Source organism: Bradyrhizobium sp. S69 (assembly GCF_009766005.1).
Lineage (GTDB): Bacteria > Pseudomonadota > Alphaproteobacteria > Rhizobiales > Xanthobacteraceae > Bradyrhizobium.
In genome coordinates, this window is sequence record NZ_LMUK01000060.1 from 531,727 (window position 1) to 551,428 (window position 19,702).

Annotated in this window: 22 protein-coding genes; 9 read left to right on the forward strand and 13 right to left on the reverse strand. The window is 62.1% G+C overall.

The genetic code is table 11. From position 1 onward, the window contains the following. Window positions 1-176: 176 nt before the first annotated feature. A complete protein-coding gene (locus tag GSQ88_RS34185) occupies window positions 177-1,007 on the forward strand; it encodes a hypothetical protein (protein WP_210253956.1) in 831 nt (276 codons plus the stop codon). Between the two features lie 475 nt (window positions 1,008-1,482). Continuing rightward, window positions 1,483-2,445, forward strand: a complete 963-nt coding sequence (locus GSQ88_RS34190) for a hypothetical protein (protein WP_159012641.1) — start codon at window positions 1,483-1,485, stop codon at window positions 2,443-2,445. Window positions 2,446-2,620: 175 nt separating this feature from the next. On the opposite strand, the gene GSQ88_RS34195 is transcribed toward GSQ88_RS34190, so the two are convergent. The 4 genes from GSQ88_RS34195 to GSQ88_RS34210 all read right to left on the reverse strand — a co-directional run bounded on the left by GSQ88_RS34195 (window position 2,621) and on the right by GSQ88_RS34210 (window position 5,737). Continuing rightward, window positions 2,621-3,670 (reverse strand): CobW family GTP-binding protein, encoded by a 1,050-nt coding sequence (locus GSQ88_RS34195; protein ID WP_246785196.1) that lies wholly within the window; start codon window positions 3,668-3,670, stop codon window positions 2,621-2,623. Beyond that, complete coding sequence (locus tag GSQ88_RS34200) at window positions 3,667-4,005, reverse strand: hypothetical protein (protein WP_159012642.1); 339 nt, start codon at window positions 4,003-4,005, stop codon at window positions 3,667-3,669. Before GSQ88_RS34200 ends, GSQ88_RS34195 begins: the two co-directional genes overlap by 4 nt. Before the next feature lie 12 nt (window positions 4,006-4,017). Continuing rightward, window positions 4,018-4,899, reverse strand: a complete 882-nt coding sequence (locus tag GSQ88_RS34205) for a polysaccharide deacetylase family protein (RefSeq protein ID WP_159012643.1) — start codon at window positions 4,897-4,899, stop codon at window positions 4,018-4,020. Between the two features lie 70 nt (window positions 4,900-4,969). Then, entirely contained in the window at window positions 4,970-5,737 is a 768-nt protein-coding gene (locus GSQ88_RS34210; protein ID WP_159012644.1) for a gamma-glutamyl-gamma-aminobutyrate hydrolase family protein, read from the reverse strand. Window positions 5,738-6,066: 329 nt separating this feature from the next. Between GSQ88_RS34210 and GSQ88_RS34215 the strand changes: the two genes are divergently transcribed. Continuing rightward, on the forward strand, window positions 6,067-7,209 hold the full coding sequence (locus tag GSQ88_RS34215; protein WP_159012645.1) for an AI-2E family transporter: 1,143 nt from the start codon (window positions 6,067-6,069) through the stop codon (window positions 7,207-7,209). Between the two features lie 223 nt (window positions 7,210-7,432). On the opposite strand, the gene GSQ88_RS34220 is transcribed toward GSQ88_RS34215, so the two are convergent. From GSQ88_RS34220 to GSQ88_RS34245, 6 genes are all read right to left on the reverse strand, one after another. Further along, window positions 7,433-7,732: an antibiotic biosynthesis monooxygenase family protein gene (locus GSQ88_RS34220; RefSeq protein ID WP_159012646.1), complete on the reverse strand. Its 300-nt coding sequence runs from the start codon at window positions 7,730-7,732 to the stop codon at window positions 7,433-7,435. A 102-nt stretch (window positions 7,733-7,834) separates the two neighbouring features. After that, complete coding sequence (locus tag GSQ88_RS34225) at window positions 7,835-8,071, reverse strand: hypothetical protein (RefSeq protein ID WP_159012647.1); 237 nt, start codon at window positions 8,069-8,071, stop codon at window positions 7,835-7,837. A 56-nt stretch (window positions 8,072-8,127) separates the two neighbouring features. After that, window positions 8,128-9,348, reverse strand: a complete 1,221-nt coding sequence (locus tag GSQ88_RS34230; protein WP_159012648.1) for a GGDEF domain-containing protein — start codon at window positions 9,346-9,348, stop codon at window positions 8,128-8,130. 297 nt (window positions 9,349-9,645) lie between these two features. Beyond that, window positions 9,646-10,122, reverse strand: coding sequence for a 30S ribosomal protein S9 (rpsI, locus tag GSQ88_RS34235; protein ID WP_159012649.1), 477 nt, complete (start codon window positions 10,120-10,122; stop codon window positions 9,646-9,648). A 1-nt stretch (window position 10,123) separates the two neighbouring features. Beyond that, complete coding sequence (gene rplM, locus GSQ88_RS34240) at window positions 10,124-10,588, reverse strand: 50S ribosomal protein L13 (RefSeq protein WP_159012650.1); 465 nt, start codon at window positions 10,586-10,588, stop codon at window positions 10,124-10,126. 155 nt (window positions 10,589-10,743) lie between these two features. Further along, entirely contained in the window at window positions 10,744-11,172 is a 429-nt protein-coding gene (locus tag GSQ88_RS34245) for a PaaI family thioesterase (protein ID WP_159012651.1), read from the reverse strand. A 71-nt stretch (window positions 11,173-11,243) separates the two neighbouring features. On the opposite strand from GSQ88_RS34245, the gene GSQ88_RS34250 reads away from it, so the two are divergent. The 4 genes from GSQ88_RS34250 (at window position 11,244) to GSQ88_RS34265 (ending at window position 14,789) form a co-directional block, all read left to right on the forward strand. Next, window positions 11,244-12,080, forward strand: coding sequence for an enoyl-CoA hydratase (locus tag GSQ88_RS34250; RefSeq protein WP_159012652.1), 837 nt, complete (start codon window positions 11,244-11,246; stop codon window positions 12,078-12,080). Between the two features lie 131 nt (window positions 12,081-12,211). Then, window positions 12,212-12,796, forward strand: a complete 585-nt coding sequence (locus tag GSQ88_RS34255) for a CoA-binding protein (RefSeq protein ID WP_159012653.1) — start codon at window positions 12,212-12,214, stop codon at window positions 12,794-12,796. 255 nt (window positions 12,797-13,051) lie between these two features. After that, the gene (locus GSQ88_RS34260) at window positions 13,052-14,332 is read left to right on the forward strand and encodes an O-acetylhomoserine aminocarboxypropyltransferase (RefSeq protein WP_159012654.1); all 1,281 of its coding nucleotides are present in this window, start codon (window positions 13,052-13,054) and stop codon (window positions 14,330-14,332) included. Between the two features lie 103 nt (window positions 14,333-14,435). Then, window positions 14,436-14,789 (forward strand): hypothetical protein, encoded by a 354-nt coding sequence (locus GSQ88_RS34265; RefSeq protein WP_159012655.1) that lies wholly within the window; start codon window positions 14,436-14,438, stop codon window positions 14,787-14,789. A 131-nt stretch (window positions 14,790-14,920) separates the two neighbouring features. Here GSQ88_RS34265 and GSQ88_RS34270 read toward each other — a convergent pair whose 3' ends face one another. Both GSQ88_RS34270 and GSQ88_RS34275 read right to left on the reverse strand, forming a co-directional pair. Continuing rightward, window positions 14,921-15,736 carry an FTR1 family iron permease gene (locus GSQ88_RS34270; RefSeq protein WP_159012656.1) on the reverse strand — a complete coding sequence of 272 codons (816 nt, stop codon included), beginning with the start codon at window positions 15,734-15,736 and terminating at the stop codon, window positions 14,921-14,923. A gap of 77 nt (window positions 15,737-15,813) precedes the next feature. Next, window positions 15,814-16,821 carry a COX15/CtaA family protein gene (locus GSQ88_RS34275; RefSeq protein ID WP_502706790.1) on the reverse strand — a complete coding sequence of 336 codons (1,008 nt, stop codon included), beginning with the start codon at window positions 16,819-16,821 and terminating at the stop codon, window positions 15,814-15,816. Window positions 16,822-17,043: 222 nt separating this feature from the next. On the opposite strand from GSQ88_RS34275, the gene GSQ88_RS34280 reads away from it, so the two are divergent. Then, entirely contained in the window at window positions 17,044-17,250 is a 207-nt protein-coding gene (locus GSQ88_RS34280; protein WP_159012658.1) for a DUF2842 domain-containing protein, read from the forward strand. On the opposite strand, the gene GSQ88_RS34285 is transcribed toward GSQ88_RS34280, so the two are convergent. Further along, the gene (locus GSQ88_RS34285; protein ID WP_174248178.1) at window positions 17,247-18,344 is read right to left on the reverse strand and encodes a polysaccharide deacetylase family protein; all 1,098 of its coding nucleotides are present in this window, start codon (window positions 18,342-18,344) and stop codon (window positions 17,247-17,249) included. The genes GSQ88_RS34280 and GSQ88_RS34285 overlap by 4 nt on opposite strands. Before the next feature lie 141 nt (window positions 18,345-18,485). Between GSQ88_RS34285 and GSQ88_RS34290 the strand changes: the two genes are divergently transcribed. Then, the gene (locus GSQ88_RS34290; protein WP_159012659.1) at window positions 18,486-19,676 is read left to right on the forward strand and encodes a GNAT family N-acetyltransferase; all 1,191 of its coding nucleotides are present in this window, start codon (window positions 18,486-18,488) and stop codon (window positions 19,674-19,676) included. Window positions 19,677-19,702 lie beyond the last annotated feature (26 nt).

A 19,702-nucleotide genomic window follows, 5' to 3' on the forward strand; every position in this document is an offset into this window, starting at 1 on the left:
CGGAGAAAGTGTTGAAGCCAACGGCATGCCTAAGGTAAAATAGCACTAGAGCCTTTTCCGTTCCGATTGAATCGGAACGGGGCTCTAGTCTTTTGCTTTGACGCGTTTTCTTCACGCGAACCGGTGCCCACTTCGCTCGAAAACGCTATAGGTTGAGGCACGTTCCAATTGACGCGGTGGCTGTGGTGGAGTGGTTGCAGCATTTCCTTCGGCAGGAATCCAACAACCGCCGCATGGCCTACGGATTGGCGATTGCGGGACATGTCATCATTGCGCTGGTTCTACTGCTCGGGTTCTTCGAGCGGACCGAGCCCGCTTCGATTGCAGCGACGCCGGTTGAAATCGTGATGGAAGAGCCTGTGGCGGCTCCGCCGCCACCGGTTTCCGCGCCGAATGAACAGAATGTTTTGCCGAGCATTCCAGCCGTAGCCGACGCCGACAAGCGCGCCAAGGCGCCACTCGCGACGCTGGACGTCAATGGTGCCGATCTGTCGAAGCAGCCAGGACACGATGGCGGCGACCCCAGCTCGAATCCGGCCAAGCTCCCCATGCCGCGCGCTGCCGGCGACCTCGCTTCCGGCGCTGCTTCCCTCCCGTCCTGGGCGGTTGAACCCGTCGGCCTCGCACAACGGCAGGCGACGGCGCGCGAGTCGGGCGAAGACGAATTGACGGCCATCAAGGAGCCGAAGGTTGAGTGCGGCGCGAAGGCGAAGTTGTCGCCACCGCGGGCGAGGATCCGGAAACAAGCGATGGTGATCGGGATAGCAACCGCGGCTCAGGCGCTAGCCATGACACGATCGAGCCAGGTCGTTGCAGACAGACGTATCAATCCGAACTACGCCACAAACACGGAGGTCTTCGCCGACACATGGGTAGGCAAGGCCATAGTGGTGCTTCCTGCCGGACTCACCGTGGATGCGGGCGACGTGATTGAATTCGATCAGGGCTACGTCGATCCATCCGACCCGTGCCAGTACATTCCGAACCTTGCCGTTAGCAAGCGCTAAGCATCATACGCCGCGTTCGACATGATCTCACGGCTGCGAGCCTGCGTCCTATCTTCCTCCGTAGCAGAGATCTGCTTTTGTTGAGAAGCGCGGCGGAAGAGAGTTGCCGTAGCCTGGCTTGCAGGATGTTCGTAGGTCAAACTTCAACACTGCGCTGCTGAAACGACCGTGATGTCGCCTTCGGGTCATTCGCGTCGATTTCCGCTTGCCCGCGGCACGTCCGGTTACGGAGCAATCTCAGAAGTGCTGGTTGTTCGGGTTTGCCGATCGAAAGCGTCGGTTTGGGCGTTCAAGCGACCAACGGGATCCCTGCGCTCACGCAACGTAGAATTGGTGTGAGAAAACCAACGAGCGATGAACTTTCTACATGGCCAACGCCACTAAGCTCATGACGAGCACCTGTTCCCAAGGCTCTTGGTCCCAAGTCTCTCGTGGAAGTTGGACTCCGGCGATGAATCGTCGAACGAAAGGTGTTTTGCTCGTCGGCAGCGTGGCTGCCGTGACGGCCATAGCGACGGTCGTCGTCCTGACGGGGGCGCTCGCAAAGGCCGTGGATCCGCAGGGTAATTGTGACACCGGTTTTTCAAGGTTGAGCAGTTGCACCTACCACTGGTCATCGAAAACCACCCATCAATCGACCCCGATATTCACCACCCCCGCGAACGCGACAAGCACCATCCCATCGGGCTCGCGTGACACGTTCCGGCCAACCTATGACGTTATGTCATGGGCCGTTGCCGGTTGTCCCGGCAATTACATCGCCAGGCGCCTGCTCTGTGCCGTCCCCTCGGAAGCGGCGCCGGCACAGCCGGCGGACGACGATCCCGTCACCGGTCTGCCGCGGCCCAAGCCCTGGCTTCTCACGACGGCGAAGGATTCAACGTTCATCAAGGCGTTTCACGTCGAGACGCCGCTCGATCTCGCAGGCGTACTCCGCTTCTATCGCCTCGAGTTGGGCAAGCGCGGCTGGACGGAGACTGATGGCGCGGTCGTCAAGTCGGACGGGGCCGTGATCGCGTTCACGACATCAGATGGGCCGGCGCTGCTTCGGCTCGCCCATCAGGACGACCGGACGATCGCCGATCTGTCGCTGCGCAAGCCTGCCGCCACGGATGCCGCCATCCTGCCGATGCCAATTCTGCCGATGCCAGGGCAGGTCAGACTGTTGCTCGGCAACGACACGGATGAAGAGGCCGTCATCACCATCAACGAGCAGACCATCGAGCTGGCGGCTGGCGCCAGGTTGGCGGACGCCCCCGCAACCGGACGCAAATCGCCCGAGAGCCAGGAAATCAATCTGCCGCCGGGCACGTACAAGGTCACCCTCAAGGTCGCGAGCGGCGCAGTGCAGAACCGTGAGTTCGAGGTCGCTGCCGACGAGACCTGGGGCCTGCTGGCCGGTCCGGCTGGCGTCCCGCTCCCCGTGCGCCTTTATTGACACGCGGAAGTCCGAGTTGGGTCATTCGCGTCGATTTTGGCAGATCCGAAGGATGGGTGGAGCGAAGCGATACCCGTCAATTTCGTCCTTGAAAACGATGGGTTTCGCGAAGAGCTCAACCCATCCTGCGAGCTTTTTCGTCGATCAAACCTCGATCATCCTTGCCGATCCAATCTTACGAGAACAGTATATCTTGTCCGGAGGCCATGCGCTGTCGCGCGTTCCCCGGCGGATTGCCGTCGTCCAAAAGTCCGAAGGCATGCAGCGAACGCGAAATCGACGTTGAAGCCACCCCCCGCAGAATGAAAATCAATCTGGAACGCCGGTCGTCGTCAGGCCACATCGAAAGGTGCGTCGGCGGGTACACCAGTTGCTGCACCCCGTGGAGTGCAACTGGCCGATCGGTACCCTCCACATTGAGAAGCCCTTTGACCCGAAGGATATTCTCGCCGTGGCGATTGAGAAGCATGGTCAGCCACAAGCCGAACAACGTCCAGTCGACCGGTCTGTCGATCAGCAGTGAAAAGGACGACGTTGATCGACCATGCAGCATCCCGGGCGGCACTTCCGCGCAACTTATCCCGCTCGGCAGCTGGATCGGTGTTGACTGCTCGACGAGAACGTCGGCCAGGTCGAGCCGATCGTCGCATGCGTCATAGAGGGGTGAATCCGGATTGATGATGCGCACCGCATCGATGACATCCATAACGGTTCGCTGGTCGCAGAGGTCGGTCTTGGTCAGGACCAGCCGGTCAGCGATCGCAGCCTGCTTCAGGCTTTCGGGCTGCTGCAAAAGTGTCTTGCGACCGTTGACGGCATCGATCGTCGCGATCACGGCACCGATCCGAAAATGATGCTTGAGAACCTTGTCGGCTGCGATCGTTGCAATCGCAGGCAGCGGATCGGCAAGGCCCGACGTTTCCACGATCAGCCGTCGAAACCGCGGGATCAGGCCGCGCTCGCGCTTGGAATACAATTCCCGGATGGCAAACGCGAGTTCACCGCGGATCGTACAGCACAGACATCCCGAACTGAGCAGCACCATCGTGTCATCGATGCGCCCCAGCAGATGATGGTCGAGGCCGACTTCGCCGAACTCGTTGATCAGAACAGCGCTGTCGTGGAAGGCGGAATTCTTCAGCAATCGCGCCAACAAGGTCGTCTTTCCGGAGCCGAGAAAGCCGGTCAGCAAAAACACCGGGATGGAATCCAGGTTTGTGCTCAAGGATGCAAGTCCAATCTCATGTCCAATCTGTCTAGGAAATCCTGATCGAGCGGGTCGATCGGGCGACCGACAAGCCTCTCGGCGGCACCCCACAAATGCGCCAGGTTGTCGACGAGTTCGGTTTTGCCCGTCGGTGTCGACAATATGAAGGTACTTCCCTGCCAGTCGCCGAGGCTCAGGCCAAAATGGCGCAGGATCCGGTTTGCCAGGATCACGCGACGTGCGCGCTCCCTGCGGCGCTCGATCGGGCCGGTATTGCGCGTGAACGCGCCGGGCCGGTCATGGGCATCAGTCCAATGCTCCGCTCCGCCCAAAACACCGCAAAGCGCGCACATCGAACCCGTCTCCTACTTGGTGCGCGGCGAGCGCCTGGCGAAATCATCGGCCATCTCATCCATGGTCACGAATTTGACCCCTGGTTGCGCGCTCATATGCGCGTACAGCCGTTCCAGCATCATCAGCACGTGCGGCCGGCCCGAGACGTCCGGATGGATGGTGATCGGAAACACCGCGTAGTCATATTCGCGGTAAACCCAGTCGAACTGATCGCGCCACATCTGCTCGATGTCGCGAGGGTTTACGAATCCATGGCTGTTGGGCGACTTCTTGATGAACATCATCGGTGGCAGATCGTCGAGATACCAGCTCGCGGGGATTTCGATGAGGTCGGTTGTCTGCCCGCGCCGCAGCGGAACCATCCAGTCGGACGGCTTCCTGGAATAGTCGATCTTGGTCCAGGTATCGCCGACCCGCACGTAGTAGGGCTGGTGATCGTGGTGCATCAGCGAATGGTCGTACTTGATGCCGCGTTCGAGCAGCAGTTCGTTGGTAATGGTGGAAAATTCCCACCACGGGGCGACGTAGCCGGTTGGACGTTTGCCGGACAGTTTTTCGACCAGCTCGATCGACTTGTCCAGGACTTCGACTTCCTGCTCGCGGGTCATCGCAATCGGATTTTCGTGGCTGTAGCCGTGAATCCCGATTTCATGGCCCGAATTGGCAACCGCCTTCATCTCGTCGGGAAAGGTTTCAATCGAATGGCCGGGGATGAACCAGGTTGTCTTGATGCCGAGCCGATCGAACATCTTCAACAGGCGGGGGCTTCCGACCTCGCCCGCAAACAGCCCACGCGAAATATCATCAGGCGAGTCTTCACCGCCGTAGGAGCCGAGCCAACCCGCGACCGCATCGACATCGACCCCAAATCCGCACAGAATTTCCTTGGCCATGCTGTCTTCTCCACCGTTGTGTCGGCACTTTGGAATGCTTTGGAGGGTCCACGCGCCCCGCAGGTTTCGGCTAGCGCCGCTGGCTCCCCGTCAGCGCGTCGCCGAACGCCTGGAACAGCGTCCGGTTGATCGGATTGCACTGCGGATCGTACTCCGCATGCCATTGCACCCCGAGTGCGAAACTTGACGCGTCGGCGATGCGGATCGCCTCGATGGTGCCGTCTTCCGCCACGCCCTCGATGACGACGCGTTTGCCGGGCTCCAGGATGCCCTGCCCGTGCAGCGAATTGACCCGGATGGTCTCGCGGCCCAACAGCTTGGCGAACGCGCCGCCGGGGGTGAGCGTGACGTCATGCCGGTCGGCGAACACGACCGTGGGATCGGGATGGATTTCGCCGTTCTCCAGCCGCGGCATCCGGTGGTTCATGCGCCCGGGTATTTCGCGGATTTCCGGGTGCAGCGAGCCGCCAAAGGCGACGTTCATTTCCTGCAAGCCGCGACAGATGCCGAACAGCGGCACGCCGCGGGCGACGCACGCTTCCGACAGCGCCAGCGCCAGGTCGTCGCGCAGAATATCGTAGGGTTCGTGCTTGGCATCCGGCTCGGTCTTGAAGCGCGTCGGATGAACATTGGCGCGCGCCCCGGTCAGCACGATGCCATCGACAGCATCGAGCAAGGCGGCAATGTCGGTGATCTCAGGGGTTCCCGCGAACATCAGCGGCAACGCACCCGCGACCTCGGCTACGGCGCGGAGATTCCGCTCACCGACGAGCTGTGTCGCGAAACGGTTTTCGACTTGGTGGGCGTTTCCGATCACGCCGACGACGGGCCGTCTCATCGCTCCACTTTCAAGGTCTCGGGCAAGAATTATCTACACCTGGTCACGATTCCAGTGCGATCATGCCTCCCGAACGCCCGCGGATCAACATTTTATGCCAGCGTTCGTCACCCCACAGCCCTGCAAGAACCGGGGAGCCTCAAGAAACCGGGAAGCTTTGCGCCAACCGGCCCCATTGGGGCGTGAAGCCCCGTTTCACGGCCAGGTTTTCACGGCCAGCATCGGCTGGCGTCCGCCGGGTTCCGCTGCCTGATCCCCATCCTGCTTGATCCCGTGGCCGTTTGTCTAAAGAGTGAGCGTTCGGACCAGCCATCGAACAGGGAAGCAAATTGCCAAACTCCATTGACGTTCGTGTCCCTGCCCGCGTCGACCTTGCCTGGGCGATCTCCGTCGGCGGCATTGGCGTGGTGGCGTTTGCCGCGCTGTTGCTGTTCACGTGGTATTTTGCCGCGACGCTATTCCTGATCTTCGCCGGGATGCTGCTCGGGGTCGCGCTCAACGCCATCAGCAACCTGTTGGGACGCGTGATCAGGCTGCCGCATGCGCTGCGGCTGACCATCGTCTGCCTGGTGCTCGCCGGCCTGTTGTCGGGCGTGGTCTTCCTCGGCGGCACCACCATCGCGCAACAGGCCAAGGTATTGAGCGATACGATCAAGTCGCAGCTGGTCACAGTGAAGGGTTTCCTGGAGAAAAACGGCGTCGACACCAGCTATTTCAACCTCGGCAATGCATCGACCGCCCCGGCGGCAGGCGCATCGCCGTCGGAAACACCTGCCGCTCCCGCTGCTGCCGCGCCACGCAATCTTCCGAGCGCGAGCGAATTTGCCTCGAGCGGCGGCGCGATCGTGAGCCAGACCCTCAAGCTGCTGCTGGGCACCGTGAGCGCGGTCGGGAATTTCTTTATCGTGCTGTTTCTCGGGCTGACCTTCGCAGCGCAGCCGAGCGTTTACCGCAACGGGCTGTTATTCCTGGCGCCGGCGCGGCAGCGGGCGCGCGCCACCATCATCGTCGACCGCATCGGCGAAACGCTGGAGCGCTGGCTGATCGCCCAGATCCTGACCATGGCCGCGGTGTTTCTCGTGACCTGGATCGGGCTCGCGCTGATCGGCATCCAGAGTTCGTTCATCCTGGGCATCCAGGCCGGCCTGCTTACTTTTATTCCGACGGTGGGCGCGCTGCTCGCCGGGCTGATCGTAGTGCTCGCAAGCCTCGCTTCAGGATGGGTCGCCGCGCTCAGCGCCTTCGGGCTTTTCCTCGGCATTCACGCGTTGGAAAGCTACATTCTCACGCCGATGCTTCAACGCCAGGCGCTCGACATTCCGCCCGCTACGCTGTTTGCGTTCCAGATCCTGCTCGGCGTGGTGTTCGGCATCTGGGGACTGGCGCTGGCGCTGCCGCTGATGGCGATCGTGAAAGTCATGATCGACTATTTCAAGGCCGAGGAAAAAGCGCCGGTTGCCGCGGCAGCGTAGCGCGCATCAAGACATCGTCCTGAAAGGCCGCGAAGCTTTGAAATGCGCAGCCAACGGGTTCGCCGTCATCCTGAGGAGCGGCGTCTTCGCCGCGTCGCGAAGGATGATGTTCAGCTCGGTGCTTGCGGCCATCCTTCGAGGCTCGCAAGTGCTCGCACCTCACGGGTGAACGCAATTGCGTTCATCCCGGGGATGACGTCGGCCGCGTAGCAGCCTTGATCGCTCAGCCTGACGTCACCACCGTCTCGGTGTGTTCGACCTCGGGCGGGCCTGCGAAATATTGTCCGACCAGGCCGCGCCAGGCTGTGAAATCTTCAGAGCCGCGGAAATCGACCGTGTGATTTTCCAGCGTCTCCCACTTCGCCATCAGCCGGTAGCGTGACGGTTTCTCGATCGACTTGTGCAGTTCAAAACCCTTGCCGCCCTTGGCGCGCAGGAACAAGGGGCGGGCCTTGGCGACCGCGGCCTCAAAGTCTTTCTCGGTGCCGGGCTTGACGTCGATCTGGGCGATTTCGGTGATCATGGGGGTGCGTTCTCTGGATTGCGACGCACGCTTTCTATCGCAACTGCCCGCAAAAGAAAAAGGCGCCTCGCGGCGCCCGTCATCTGCCCGGTCCGGGACCACTCAGTTCAGCAGCAGCACGGAACCCGCAACCATCAGCGTGCAGCCGACGAACATCACGATCGGCCAGCGGTTGCGCGGCTGATCGTAGCGGCCTTGCGCGCGCCGCTCCGAGATCAGAGCGCTCTCATATTCGTCCGAGCTCGAGAACGTACAGGCAAATCCGCCACGGGCCGACATCGCGTCGGCTTCGAGCGACATCAAGGCGGCGTCAGCGGGCTGTCTGCGGTACGATTCCATAGCGCTGAGGATATGGAGCGAATGGTAAACAGCGAGTTACCACTCGGTTTCAAAAGCTACGCGGGATTGGGAACGCCCCCGCGCTGCGCGCTCGATAGGCCCGCGGTTTTGCGCCGCCATTTCTCCAGCGACAGCGGCAACTCTTCGGCCGCCTCGACCCGATTTCGGCCGCCACGCTTGGCCTGATAGAGCGCCGTGTCGGCGGACGCCAGCAGCACTTCGAGCTCAGTGCCGGCCGGTCCGCCGGCAACCCCGATGCTGACGGTGGTATCGACTGGGCCTTCGTCGACCGCGATCCCTGATGCGGCGAACGTCTCGCGCACGCGCTCGGCTGCGAGCACCCCTTCCTCGAGCGAACACGGCAGCAAGGCCGCGAACTCCTCGCCGCCGATTCGTCCCGACAAATCCGTGATCCGCAGCGTATTGATGACGATGGCCGAGAACAGTTTGAGGATTTCGTCGCCGGCCGGATGGCCGAAGCGATCATTGATCGATTTGAAATGATCGATGTCGAAGATCAATACCGTCACCGGGCGGCCCGCATGGGCTTCGCGCTCGATCACCCGCGCCGAGGCTTCGGAAAAACCGCGGCGATTGAACATCCCGGTCAGAGGATCCATCGAGGCCGCGGTCTTGTGCACCGTGACCGCGCGCTCCGACACCAGCATGAAGATGACGAACACGGTGCCGACGGCATAGAGCACCAGTTCGACGGAGAACACCTTGAGCCAGATGCTGCCGTCGAATGCGGCGTCCTGCGGACGCAGGAAATCGCCAAGCAGGATCGGCAGCATCAGCACCAAACCGTGCAGCACCGGCACCACGATCGCCGGCCACCGCCGTTGCAGCGTGCGGCGGCGCTCGGTCCACAATTCGGACGCCGTCAGCGCCGCATACACCGCGACAATGCCGGCACCTATCGTCATCCGCAGCTCGGCGGCTTCGGGCGCCAGCGTCACGCCGGCCGCGACCCAGGCCATCGCGCCAAGCACGAGCCCCGGCAGATTGGGTTTGCGGCCGTGAAACACCCGCGAGGCATTCCAGACCATGCCGCAGGCCACGAAGCCCACGGCGTTCACCGCCAGCAACGGCAGCCGGCCGAGCGCATCGCCGGCCAGCGTCCAGAGCGCGACGGATGCGGCGCCGAGCAGATAGGCGGTCCCCCACCATTTCAGCGCCGGGATGCTTTCTTGCGCGCCGAAAAACAGCAGCATGCCGCCAAGCATCGCGGCCATCATCGTGGCAACGAGATAGAGCGTCGAAATATCAAGTAACATGGATGTGCCACCCAGCCCGAGTTTGATGCACATGCCGCGGCGGATCTAATCGAACGCACCGGCACAGTCTGCGATACTAATGCGGCCGTGTTGGCAATCCGTTTGTGTTCACACGCAAGTTTTCAGGAAAAATTGCGTCTAATCGTCGCTAAAAATGGGCAGCGAACTACCACGGCCGACCGCCTTCAAATGGCCAACCACCTCGCGTGAAATCGATGCGGCAAAAACAAAAAGGCGCCCGAAGGCGCCTTTCGAAGTTCATGATCGCCGCCGTTGCGGCAAATTCCAGCGAAGCAATTAGCGCTTCGAGAACTGGAACGACTTGCGCGCCTTGGCGCGACCGTACTTCTTGCGCTCGACCACGCGCGAGTCGCGGGTGAGGAAACCGCCCTTCTTCAGAACGCCGCGCAGATCGGGTTCGAAATAGGTCAGCGCCTTCGACAGGCCGTGACGCACGGCGCCCGCCTGGCCCGACAGACCGCCGCCGGTCACGGTGCAGATCACGTCGTACTGTCCGGCACGGGCCGCTGCGACCAGCGGCTGCTGGATCAGCATCCGCAACACCGGGCGAGCGAAATAGACTTCGACCTCACGGGTGTTGACGGTGACCTTGCCGGCGCCGGGCTTGATCCAGACCCGGGCGACCGCGTTCTTGCGCTTGCCGGTGGCATAGGCCCGGCCGAACTTGTCGACCTTCTTGACGTATTTCGGGGCTTCCGGTGCGGCGACCTTCAGCGACGACAACTGGTCGAGGGACTGCATGGTATCGGACATCTTATGCGGCCCTCATGTTCTTGCGATTCATCGAAGCGACGTCGAGCGTCTCGGGTTGCTGGGCTTCGTGGGGATGCTCGGCGCCCGGGTAAACCCGCAAATTGCCGAGTTGCACACGGCCGAGCGGTCCGCGCGGAATCATCCGCTCGATCGCCTTCTCGACCACGCGCTCGGGGAAGCGGCCCTCGAGGATCGACTTGGCGGTGCGTTCCTTGATGCCACCGATGAAGCCGGTGTGGTTGTAGTAGACCTTGTTGTCGCGCTTGCGACCGGTCAGCACGATGTGGGCCGCGTTGATGATGATGACATGGTCACCGCAATCGACGTGGGGGGTATAGATCGGGAGGTGCTTGCCGCGAAGGCGCATCGCGACGATGGAGGCGAGACGACCGACGACCAGACCTTTGGCGTCGATCAGTATCCACTTCTTCGTCACCTCGGCGGGCTTTGCCGAAAACGTTTTCATGAGAGGAAATCCGTGAAAATGGAAATCGGCGCGAAGCGCGCCGAACTGCCGCGGTTTCTAGATAGTCCGCGCGCTCACGTCAATGCAAATTGAAGGTAATAATATCTGTAAAAACATATACTTACAAATATGGTGCTATATTACCTTAGAAAAGCTCAAGCATTTGGAATGGAATAGGTCGCCGTCACATGGGCGATCGGATCGGCCGATGTCCCCGACAGCAGACTGACCTCACCCACCGCCAGGCGCTTGCCGAGCTTCAAAAGCCGCGCTGCCGCCAGCACATCCTGCCCCGGCTGCCCCTTGCGCAGAAAATTGATGTTGAGATTGGTGGTTACCGCGAGCCCGACCGGGCCGATCGCCGACAGCAACACCACATACATCGCAAGATCCGCCAACGCCATCAGGGTCGGTCCCGAAACCGTGCCACCCGGCCGCAGCATGCGATCGCTATAGCGCTGGCGAAGCAGACAGGTCGCCCCGTCGGCGCTTTCGATCGAAATATCGCCGGCGGTAAACGCCTGGGGAAATTCGGCATGGAGAAACGTCTCGAGTTCCGCCATGTTCATTTTTGCAGTGGTCATGCGCTAGGTCCGCCCTCGCCTGTACCCGTCTGTTACATTAAGATGACGGCCTCGCCCACCCGGATATTTCGATGACCGCTCAAGCCGCCCGCGCCACGACGCCGCAACCGCCGATCCTGCTACGCGAGACCTTGAGCAGTGCCTTGGGCAGCATCGCCGTGCTGACGCTCAACCGCCCGGCCAGCCGCAACAGCCTGTCGGAAGCCATGATCGGCGAACTGCACGCGGCGCTCGACGACATCCGCGACGACGAAAGCGTGCGCGCGGTCGTGATTGCCGCCAACGGCCCGGCGTTCTCCGCCGGCCATGACATGAAGGAATTGACCGCCCGCCGCGGCGATGGCGATCACGGACGGGCTTATTTCGCGCAGATGATGAACGCATGCAGCGCGATGATGCAGGCCATCGTGCACCTGCCGAAGCCCGTCGTCGCCGCGGTGCAGGCCATCGCCACCGCGGCCGGATGCCAGCTCGTGGCAAGCTGCGACCTGGCTATTGCCTCCGAGGCCGCGAGCTTTGCAACGCCCGGCGTCGATATCGGATTGTTTTGTTCGACCCCGATGGTGGCGCTGTCGCGCAACGTGCCGCGCAAGCAGGCGATGGAAATGCTGCTGACCGGCGAGCCGATAGCCGCTGCGACCGCGCGCGACATCGGCCTGATCAACCGCGTCGTCGTGGCGGGTACCGAGCGCGATGCCGCGATTGAGCTGGCGCAAAAGGTCGCGCTGAAATCCGCCTACACGGTCAAGCTCGGCAAGGCCGCCTTCTACCGTCAGGCCGAAATGAGCCTTTCGGACGCCTATCGCTACGCAGCCGAGGTCATGACCGAGAACATGATGGCGCGCGACGCCGAGGAAGGCATCGGCGCCTTCATCGAGAAGCGCGAACCGAAATGGCAGGATAGATAGAGTTTTCGTCATTGCGAAAAAATTCGAGCTCCGTCATTGCGAGCGTAGCGAAGCAATCCATTGTCCCAAGCAAGAACTGGATTGCTTCGTCGCAAGTGCTCCTCGCAATGACGAAGGAAAGAACTGATCTAATGAACCACGATAGCTACCCCGACGATTACATCCGCGCGATCCTCAACGGCGTGAAATCCATCGCGATGGTCGGCGCCTCGCCGGTCAATGTGCGGCCGAGCTATTTTGCGTTCAAATACCTGGCGCAGCGCGGCTACGACATGATCCCGATCAATCCCGGTCACGTCGGCAAGAGCCTGCTCGGCAAGCCGTTCGTCGCCTCGCTCGCCGATATCGGCCGTCCCATCGACATGGTCGACATCTTCCGCAACTCAAGCCACATCATGCCGGTGGTCGAGGAGGCGCTGAAGCTCGCTCCATTGCCCAAGGTGATCTGGATGCAGCTCGGTGCGCGCGATGACGCCGCCGCCGAAAGAGCGGAAGCCGCCGGCCTCAAGGTCGTCATGAACCGCTGCCCCAAGATCGAATATGGCCGGCTGTCCTCGGAAATTTCCTGGATGGGCGTCAATTCGCGCACGCTCAGCTCGAAGCGCGCGCCGGTTCCGACCCAGGGCATGCGGCTTTCGCTGAACCGGACCAGCGTCGGCGGCGGCGAGACCGCGGCATCCGATCGCGCTGCGAAAAACAGGAACGAGCCTTCCTGACGCAATTGCGAAACGATTGTTCTGAAAACGCGGCAAGGCGAAGCACGGTCATTCCCCCATCCTTGATCGGACATCAAGTCGCCTTGACGGCAGCGATCTCTGCCGCGATTGTCCTGGTACGATCAGGAGGCGCGTTGGTCTCCGCCAGAGCATAATTTCGTCCATCACCAACGATACGTCACATCGTGTTGTTCATGCTTTGGAACACAGCCAAAAAGGCTGTTGCCGAAGATGAAATGTCGGAGAGGAAAAACAATGACCGATCGTGTTCCGGGATTTTCGACCCTTGCGGTGCATGCGGGCGCGCAACCCGATCCGACCACCGGCGCGCGGGCGACGCCGATCTACCAGACCACCTCGTTCGTGTTCAACGATGCCGATCATGCCGCATCGCTGTTCGGACTGCAGGCGTTCGGCAATATCTATACCCGCATCGGCAACCCGACCAACGCGGTGCTCGAAGAGCGCGTCGCAGCCCTCGAGGGCGGCACCGCCGCGTTGGCGGTGGCCTCCGGACACGCCGCCCAGGTGGTGGTGCTCCAGCAATTGCTGAGGCCCGGCGATGAGTTCATCGCGGCCCGCAAATTATATGGCGGATCGATCAACCAGTTCACCCACGCCTTCAAGAGCTTTGGCTGGAACGTGGTGTGGGCCGATACCGATGATATCAGCAGCTTCGAGCGCGCGGTGACGCCGCACACCAAGGCGATCTTCATCGAGTCGATCGCCAATCCCTCCGGCAGCGTCACCGATATCGAGGCGATCTCGGCGGTCGCCCGCAAGGCCGAGGTGCCGCTGATCGTCGACAACACGCTGGCGACGCCCTATCTGATCCGGCCGATCGACCACGGCGCCGACATCGTCGTGCATTCGCTGACGAAATTTCTCGCCGGCCACGGCAATTCGCTCGGCGGCATCATCGTCGATGCCGGCACCTTCGACTGGTCGAAGAACAATAAATACCCTGTTCTGAGCGAGCCGCGCCCGGAATATCACGGCATCCGGATCCAGGAGACGTTCGGTAATTTCGCCTTCGCGATCGCCTGCCGCGTGCTCGGCCTGCGCGACCTCGGCCCGGCGCTGTCGCCGTTCAACGCCTTCATGATCCTGACCGGCATCGAGACCCTGCCGCTGCGCATGCAAAAGCATTGCGAAAACGCCAAGGCGATCGCGGAATTCCTCTCGGGCCACCCCGCGGTGGCGACGGTGAATTACGCAGGCTTGTCGGGGGACAAGTACAACAACCTCGCGCGCAAATATGCGCCAAAGGGCGCCGGCGCGGTGTTCACCTTCAGCCTCAAGGGCGGCTACGACGCCGGCGTCCATCTGGTCTCGAACCTGAAACTGTTCTCGCATCTGGCCAATGTCGGCGACACCCGCTCGCTGGTCATTCACCCGGCATCGACCACGCACAGCCAACTCGACGACGCGCAAAAGACCAAGGCGGGCGCTGCGCCCGACGTGGTGCGGCTATCGATCGGCATCGAGGACAAGGAAGATCTGATCGCCGATCTGGAACAGGCGCTGACGGCCTGAGGTCACGGCCAGACCCGAGATGGCAAGCTCCCGTTAACGGTCGTTAACGATGATTGCGGCATAACGTGGCAATGAATCGCCTTAGATGATTCGGAGCGGAGCCATGTTGCGCTGGACCATGCCATTGCTGGCCGCGATGTTCGCGGTCGGAACCGCCGTGGCGGCTGACCTGCCCGATGGATCCGGCGCGGGCGTCTATCGAAAGGCCCCGCCCCGCCATGGCCGCCAGGCTCATGTCGAGGAAGACTCCGACCTGCTGTTCACGCCGACGGACGACAGGTTTCCCGACGTCCGCTTGCCGCTGATGACGACGCCCGTGCTGCCGGGCTCCGCGACGCTTCCCGGCTATTACGGATCGAACCATTCCTACGACTACCAGGGCCCGTATTATGGCGGCCCCAATCCCGGCCTCTGGAATCGCCTGCCTTACGCCTGCGGCGTTTACGGCTACTGCTAAAGCGGGATGAGATTAGATTTAGCCGGGGTTATCCGCGCGCTCCCCTTCACCTCTCCCCGGTGGGGAGAGGTGAAGGGAAATCGCCGCCGATTCAATCAATAATCATCATGCTATCGGCAATACTGCCCGCGTTACCGCTGTGCCGGGCGCACGACGTTCTTGTCGGCGTGCGTGAGCCGGCTGTTGCGCGCAAACAGCGAATAGGTCGCCAGCGCAAACACGATCACCAGAAGCTGGGCGGACAGCGCCTCGACCGTCGGGTTGAGCCCGATGGCATCGAACCATGAAAGGCTCTTCAGCTCGGTGAACGGCAGCACCGATTGCTCCTGGAATTCCTGGACGGCTTCGCCGATGAACTTGATCGCCATCGCGAACAGGAATGCCGAGGTGATGATGAACAACGGCCGCAGCGGAATCCGTTGTGCGATCAGGTTGATGAAATAGAACAAGACCGCAAGGCCGATGGTCGCAACGCCGAGCCCCGCGAACAGGCCGGCGGTCCAGCCGCCTTCGGTGGTCGCCAGCGCATTGATGAACAGCACGGTCTCGGCGCCTTCGCGAAATACCGCGAGGAAGGCCAGCGCGCCGACCGCCCAGACGGTGTCCTGCGCCAGCGCGTGATTGGCCTTTTGCGCCAGATAATCCTGCCAGCCGCGCGGGTCCTGCTTCACCATCAGCCAGCCGCTGACATAGAGCATCAGGCTTGCCGCGACGAGAATGATGATGCCTTCCATGATGTCGCTGTGCTCGCCCGAATTCAGCACCGCAAACAACCAGGCCGCGACCAGGCTGGCGGCGATGGCGGCCAGCGCACCGCCGTAGAGCGCCTGGACGCGGTGGGCAGCGCCGGCCTTGGTGAGATAGCCGGCGAGTGCCGCGATCACCAGCAAGGCCTCGAGGCCTTCGCGAAGCAGAATGACGGCAGCCTGAATGAATGCGGATGACATGAGCTGAGACCCTGTGTTGGGCTGGTTGTATCGCTCGAAGGCCGCAAGTAAAGCTGCGTCGTTAAGAATCGCTCAAATCAACCGGGCTGGCCGAGCGGCAGGACCAATTCCCGCGGCTGCACGGCCGGCTGCCGCGCGGCCAACCGTTCGGCCTGAACCGTCGCCAAGGTCAGCACCGCGATCGCCACCGCCTGATGCGTCAAGGCGAGATCAATCGGGACTTGATTAAGCAGCGTGAGAATACCGAGCGTCGCCTGCAGCGTAATGGCGGCCACCAGCCACACGGCGCCGCGGATCACCGCGCCATCGGCCCGCGAGCGGATGGCATCGACCGCGTGAAACACCGCCAGCGCGAACAACGCATAAGCGGTCATGCGATGCTCGAACTGCACCGTCAGCGTATTGTCGAACAGGTTGCGCCACCACGGCTGATCGAAGAACAAGCGCGCAGCTGACGGAATAAACCCGCCGTCGATATCGGGCCAGGTGTTGTAGACGCGGCCCGCGCGCAGGCCGGCGACCAGCGCGCCGAGATAAAGCTGCACGAATGTCAGCACCAGCAAGACCACACTGGTGGCCTTCAGCCTTAGGCTCACCGCGGATGACGGCCGATCCGCCCATCGGCGCAGCGTCCAGACGATGGCCGCGAAGATCAACAGCGCCAGCACCAGATGGGTGGCGAGACGGTAATGCGAGACTTCGACGCGCACGGAAAGGCCCGAGGCCACCATCCACCAGCCGACCACGCCTTGCAGGCCGCCGAGCGCGAAGATCGCCCATAATCGCCGCTTCAATTCGCCGCTGAAAGCGCCGCGCCACAGGAACCAGAGGAACGGCAGCAGATAGGCGATGCCGATCACGCGCCCGAGCAGCCGGTGGCTCCACTCCCACCAGAAGATCGACTTGAATTCGGAAAGGCTCATTCCGGCGTTGAGCTCACGATATTGCGGGATCGCCTTGTAGCCCTCGAATGCCTGGGTCCACTGCGTGTCACTGAGCGGGGGCAGCGCGCCGGTCACCGGTTTCCACTCGGTGATCGACAGCCCGGACTCGGTGAGACGGGTGGCGCCGCCGACCAGCACCATGATCGCGATCAGGGCCGCGACCGCCAACAGCCACCATCTGACGGCGCGATCGCGCGAGGCCTGATCAAACACAGCTTGATCGGACAAGGCTCGATCAGACAAGGCTTGCGGGGCGGGAATATCGGTCATAGAGGCTGTGCTTGAATGAATTCGCGCTGCCCTTATAGTCCGCCCCTTCCCGCGCGCAAGGCGCGCTCCACCAACGAACCGCACATTTCTGTCATGACCATACGCACCCGCAAGCTCTTTGGAACCGTCGCCCTTCTGTTGCTGGTGGTGGTGTGGTCATTGCTGGGGATGACGGCGGCGCAGACGCCGTGGCTGGCGAATTCCGGATGGCTGCAAGCCATCTTCTATGTCGTCGCCGGCATCGGCTGGGTGCTCCCGGCAATGCCGATCATCAGCTGGATGTCGCGACCGGACGCCTAGTCCTGTTTTTCAAATTGCTCTTCTGATCGTGCCGAACGTTCCGCCTCGCCGCTTGCGATGCGTGAAGCCGGCTGCGGAAACATCGCGCCAGAAAGCATCACGCGCATCGCGCGCAGCGAACGCAGCCGTCCGTCCCAGGCGATGCGCGGCAGCGCGTGCAGATTGCTGCGCCCGGCGGTCTGGACCGTCCCCGAGATCGCCGACACCGCACTGACAAACCCCGCTTCCGCGGCCATCGCGACATGCGGCCGGCGCCACGATGTACGATCGCCGAACGGATAGGCGAAATGCCTGACGTTGCGATGGAACGCGGTTTGCGCTACCGCCGCGCCCATCGTCATCTCACGCAACGCGGCCGCGTCCTTCAGGTTTGAGAGAACCGGATAGTTGACGGTCGCACTTCCGATCGTCACACGCGGGTCAGCCGCGAGCTTGGTCAGATCGTTCCAGTCCATCGAGGCGTCACGCGACAACGCCGCGAGATCGACCGAATATCGCGTGCAGAGATCGTTGATCGCCGACGACAGATCCTGTGGCGGCAACGAGCGCATCCAACCCTCGAGAAAATCGTAGAGTTGATATTTTTCGGGCGTATCGGCGATATTGAAATGTTGCTCCTTGCGACCGATCATCAGGCTGAGACGATTTTCACGCGCGATGATCGTTTCCAGCGCAAGCCACCATGCTTCCCCTACCCCATCCGGAAACGCCGTCGGCACATACACCGCGAACGGCACATCGTGCCGCGACAACACCGGATAGGCCGATGTCATGGTATCCTTATAGGCGCCATCGAAGGTCAGGCAGGCAAATCGCCGCGGCGCGGCCAGCGTCACCGCTCGCCGGCATACTTCGTCCATCGAGACGATATCGAACTTCCAGCGCTTCAAGGCCCTGATCGTCCGGTCGAGAAAGTCGGGGGTAATTTCCCGGGATCTGAGCGGCTGAAAACGGCCACTGCGCCGCGGCCGCACGCGTTCAAATCGCAAGATCACCCCGGCACCGCCGGCGTTGCGTCGCGGGATCAGGGCGTAGCCGCTGAAATAAGCGAGTTCCAGCCTGGCGCGTGTCAAAAATCCGATATCGGACGGCAACCGTCTGGCCTTTCAATGCGCCGAATCCCACCGCGCGGCGGACGCATTGTCATTACTCTTTGTTGACATTTCTTTGCAAAGGTCGGCCCAAGGGTCGGCCAAGCCGAAATATGTAAATATTCCCTTTTTGCAGGTATTTAGATGACCATGGCGGCTGCGATCGAAAGCCGGGCGGCGGAAGCGGCGGCGTGGTCGAAGGCAAGCCGCATCGCCGGCGTCGATATCTTCAGCGATCTCGGCCAAGCCGAGACGATCTGGCGCAGCCTGGAAGAGCGGGAGCCGCTCTCGACAGCCTATCAGCGCTTCGATTTCCTGGCCGCCTGGCAGCGGCAGGTCGGCGCGCGCGAAAACGTCCAGCCCTTCATCGTCGTCGCCCGCGATGTCGAGCGACGGCCGCTGTTGCTGCTGCCGCTCGGGCTCCGGCATGAGCACGGGGTTCGGGCCGCGACCTTCATGGGCGGCAAGCATGCGACCTTCAACATGGCCGTGTGGGACGGCGAATTCGCCGCCAGCGTGACAGCTAATGATCTCGAAGCGCTGATATCGGGCATCGGTGCGCATGCGCAGGCCGACGTCCTGGCCTTGCAGCAGCAGCCGATGCGCTGGCGGGATGTGCCGAACCCGATGGCGGCGTTACCGCGCCAGGCCTCGGTCAACGATTGCCCGCTGATGACGATGCCGCCCGGCGCCGATCCCACGGCGCTGATCAGCAATTCGATGCGCCGCCGGCTCCGCGGCAAGGAACGCAAGCTGCAAACGCTGGCCGGCTATCGTTATAACGTGGCTTCCACCGACGGCGAGATCACGCGGCTGCTCGACGCCTTCTTCCGCATAAAACCGCTGCGGATGGCGGAGCAGAAGCTGCCCAACGTGTTCGCCGAAGCCGGCGTCGAGGATTTTATTCGCGGCGCCTGCCTCAAGCCGGTCGCCGGCGGCGGCCGCGCGATCGATATCCACGCGCTGGAATGCGAGGCCGAGGTGATCGCGCTGTTCGCCGGCGTCGCCGACGGCAACCGCTTTTCGATGATGTTCAACACCTACACGCTGTCGGAGAATTCGCGCCACAGCCCCGGGCTGATCCTGATGCGCAACATCATCGATCATTATGCCGGGCAAGGTTACCGCGCGCTCGATCTCGGCATCGGATCCGACGAATACAAGCGGCTGTTCTGCAAGGGCGACGAGCCGATTTTCGATTGCTTCATCCCGCTCACCTCACGCGGCAGGCTGGCCGCTGCGGCGATGTCGGGCCTCAACCGCGCCAAGCATCTGGTGAAGCACAATCCGGCGCTGTTGCAGATGGCGCAACGGCTGCGCAGCGCGTTTCGCTAGCATCTCACTTTTCGAAAACGCTGCCG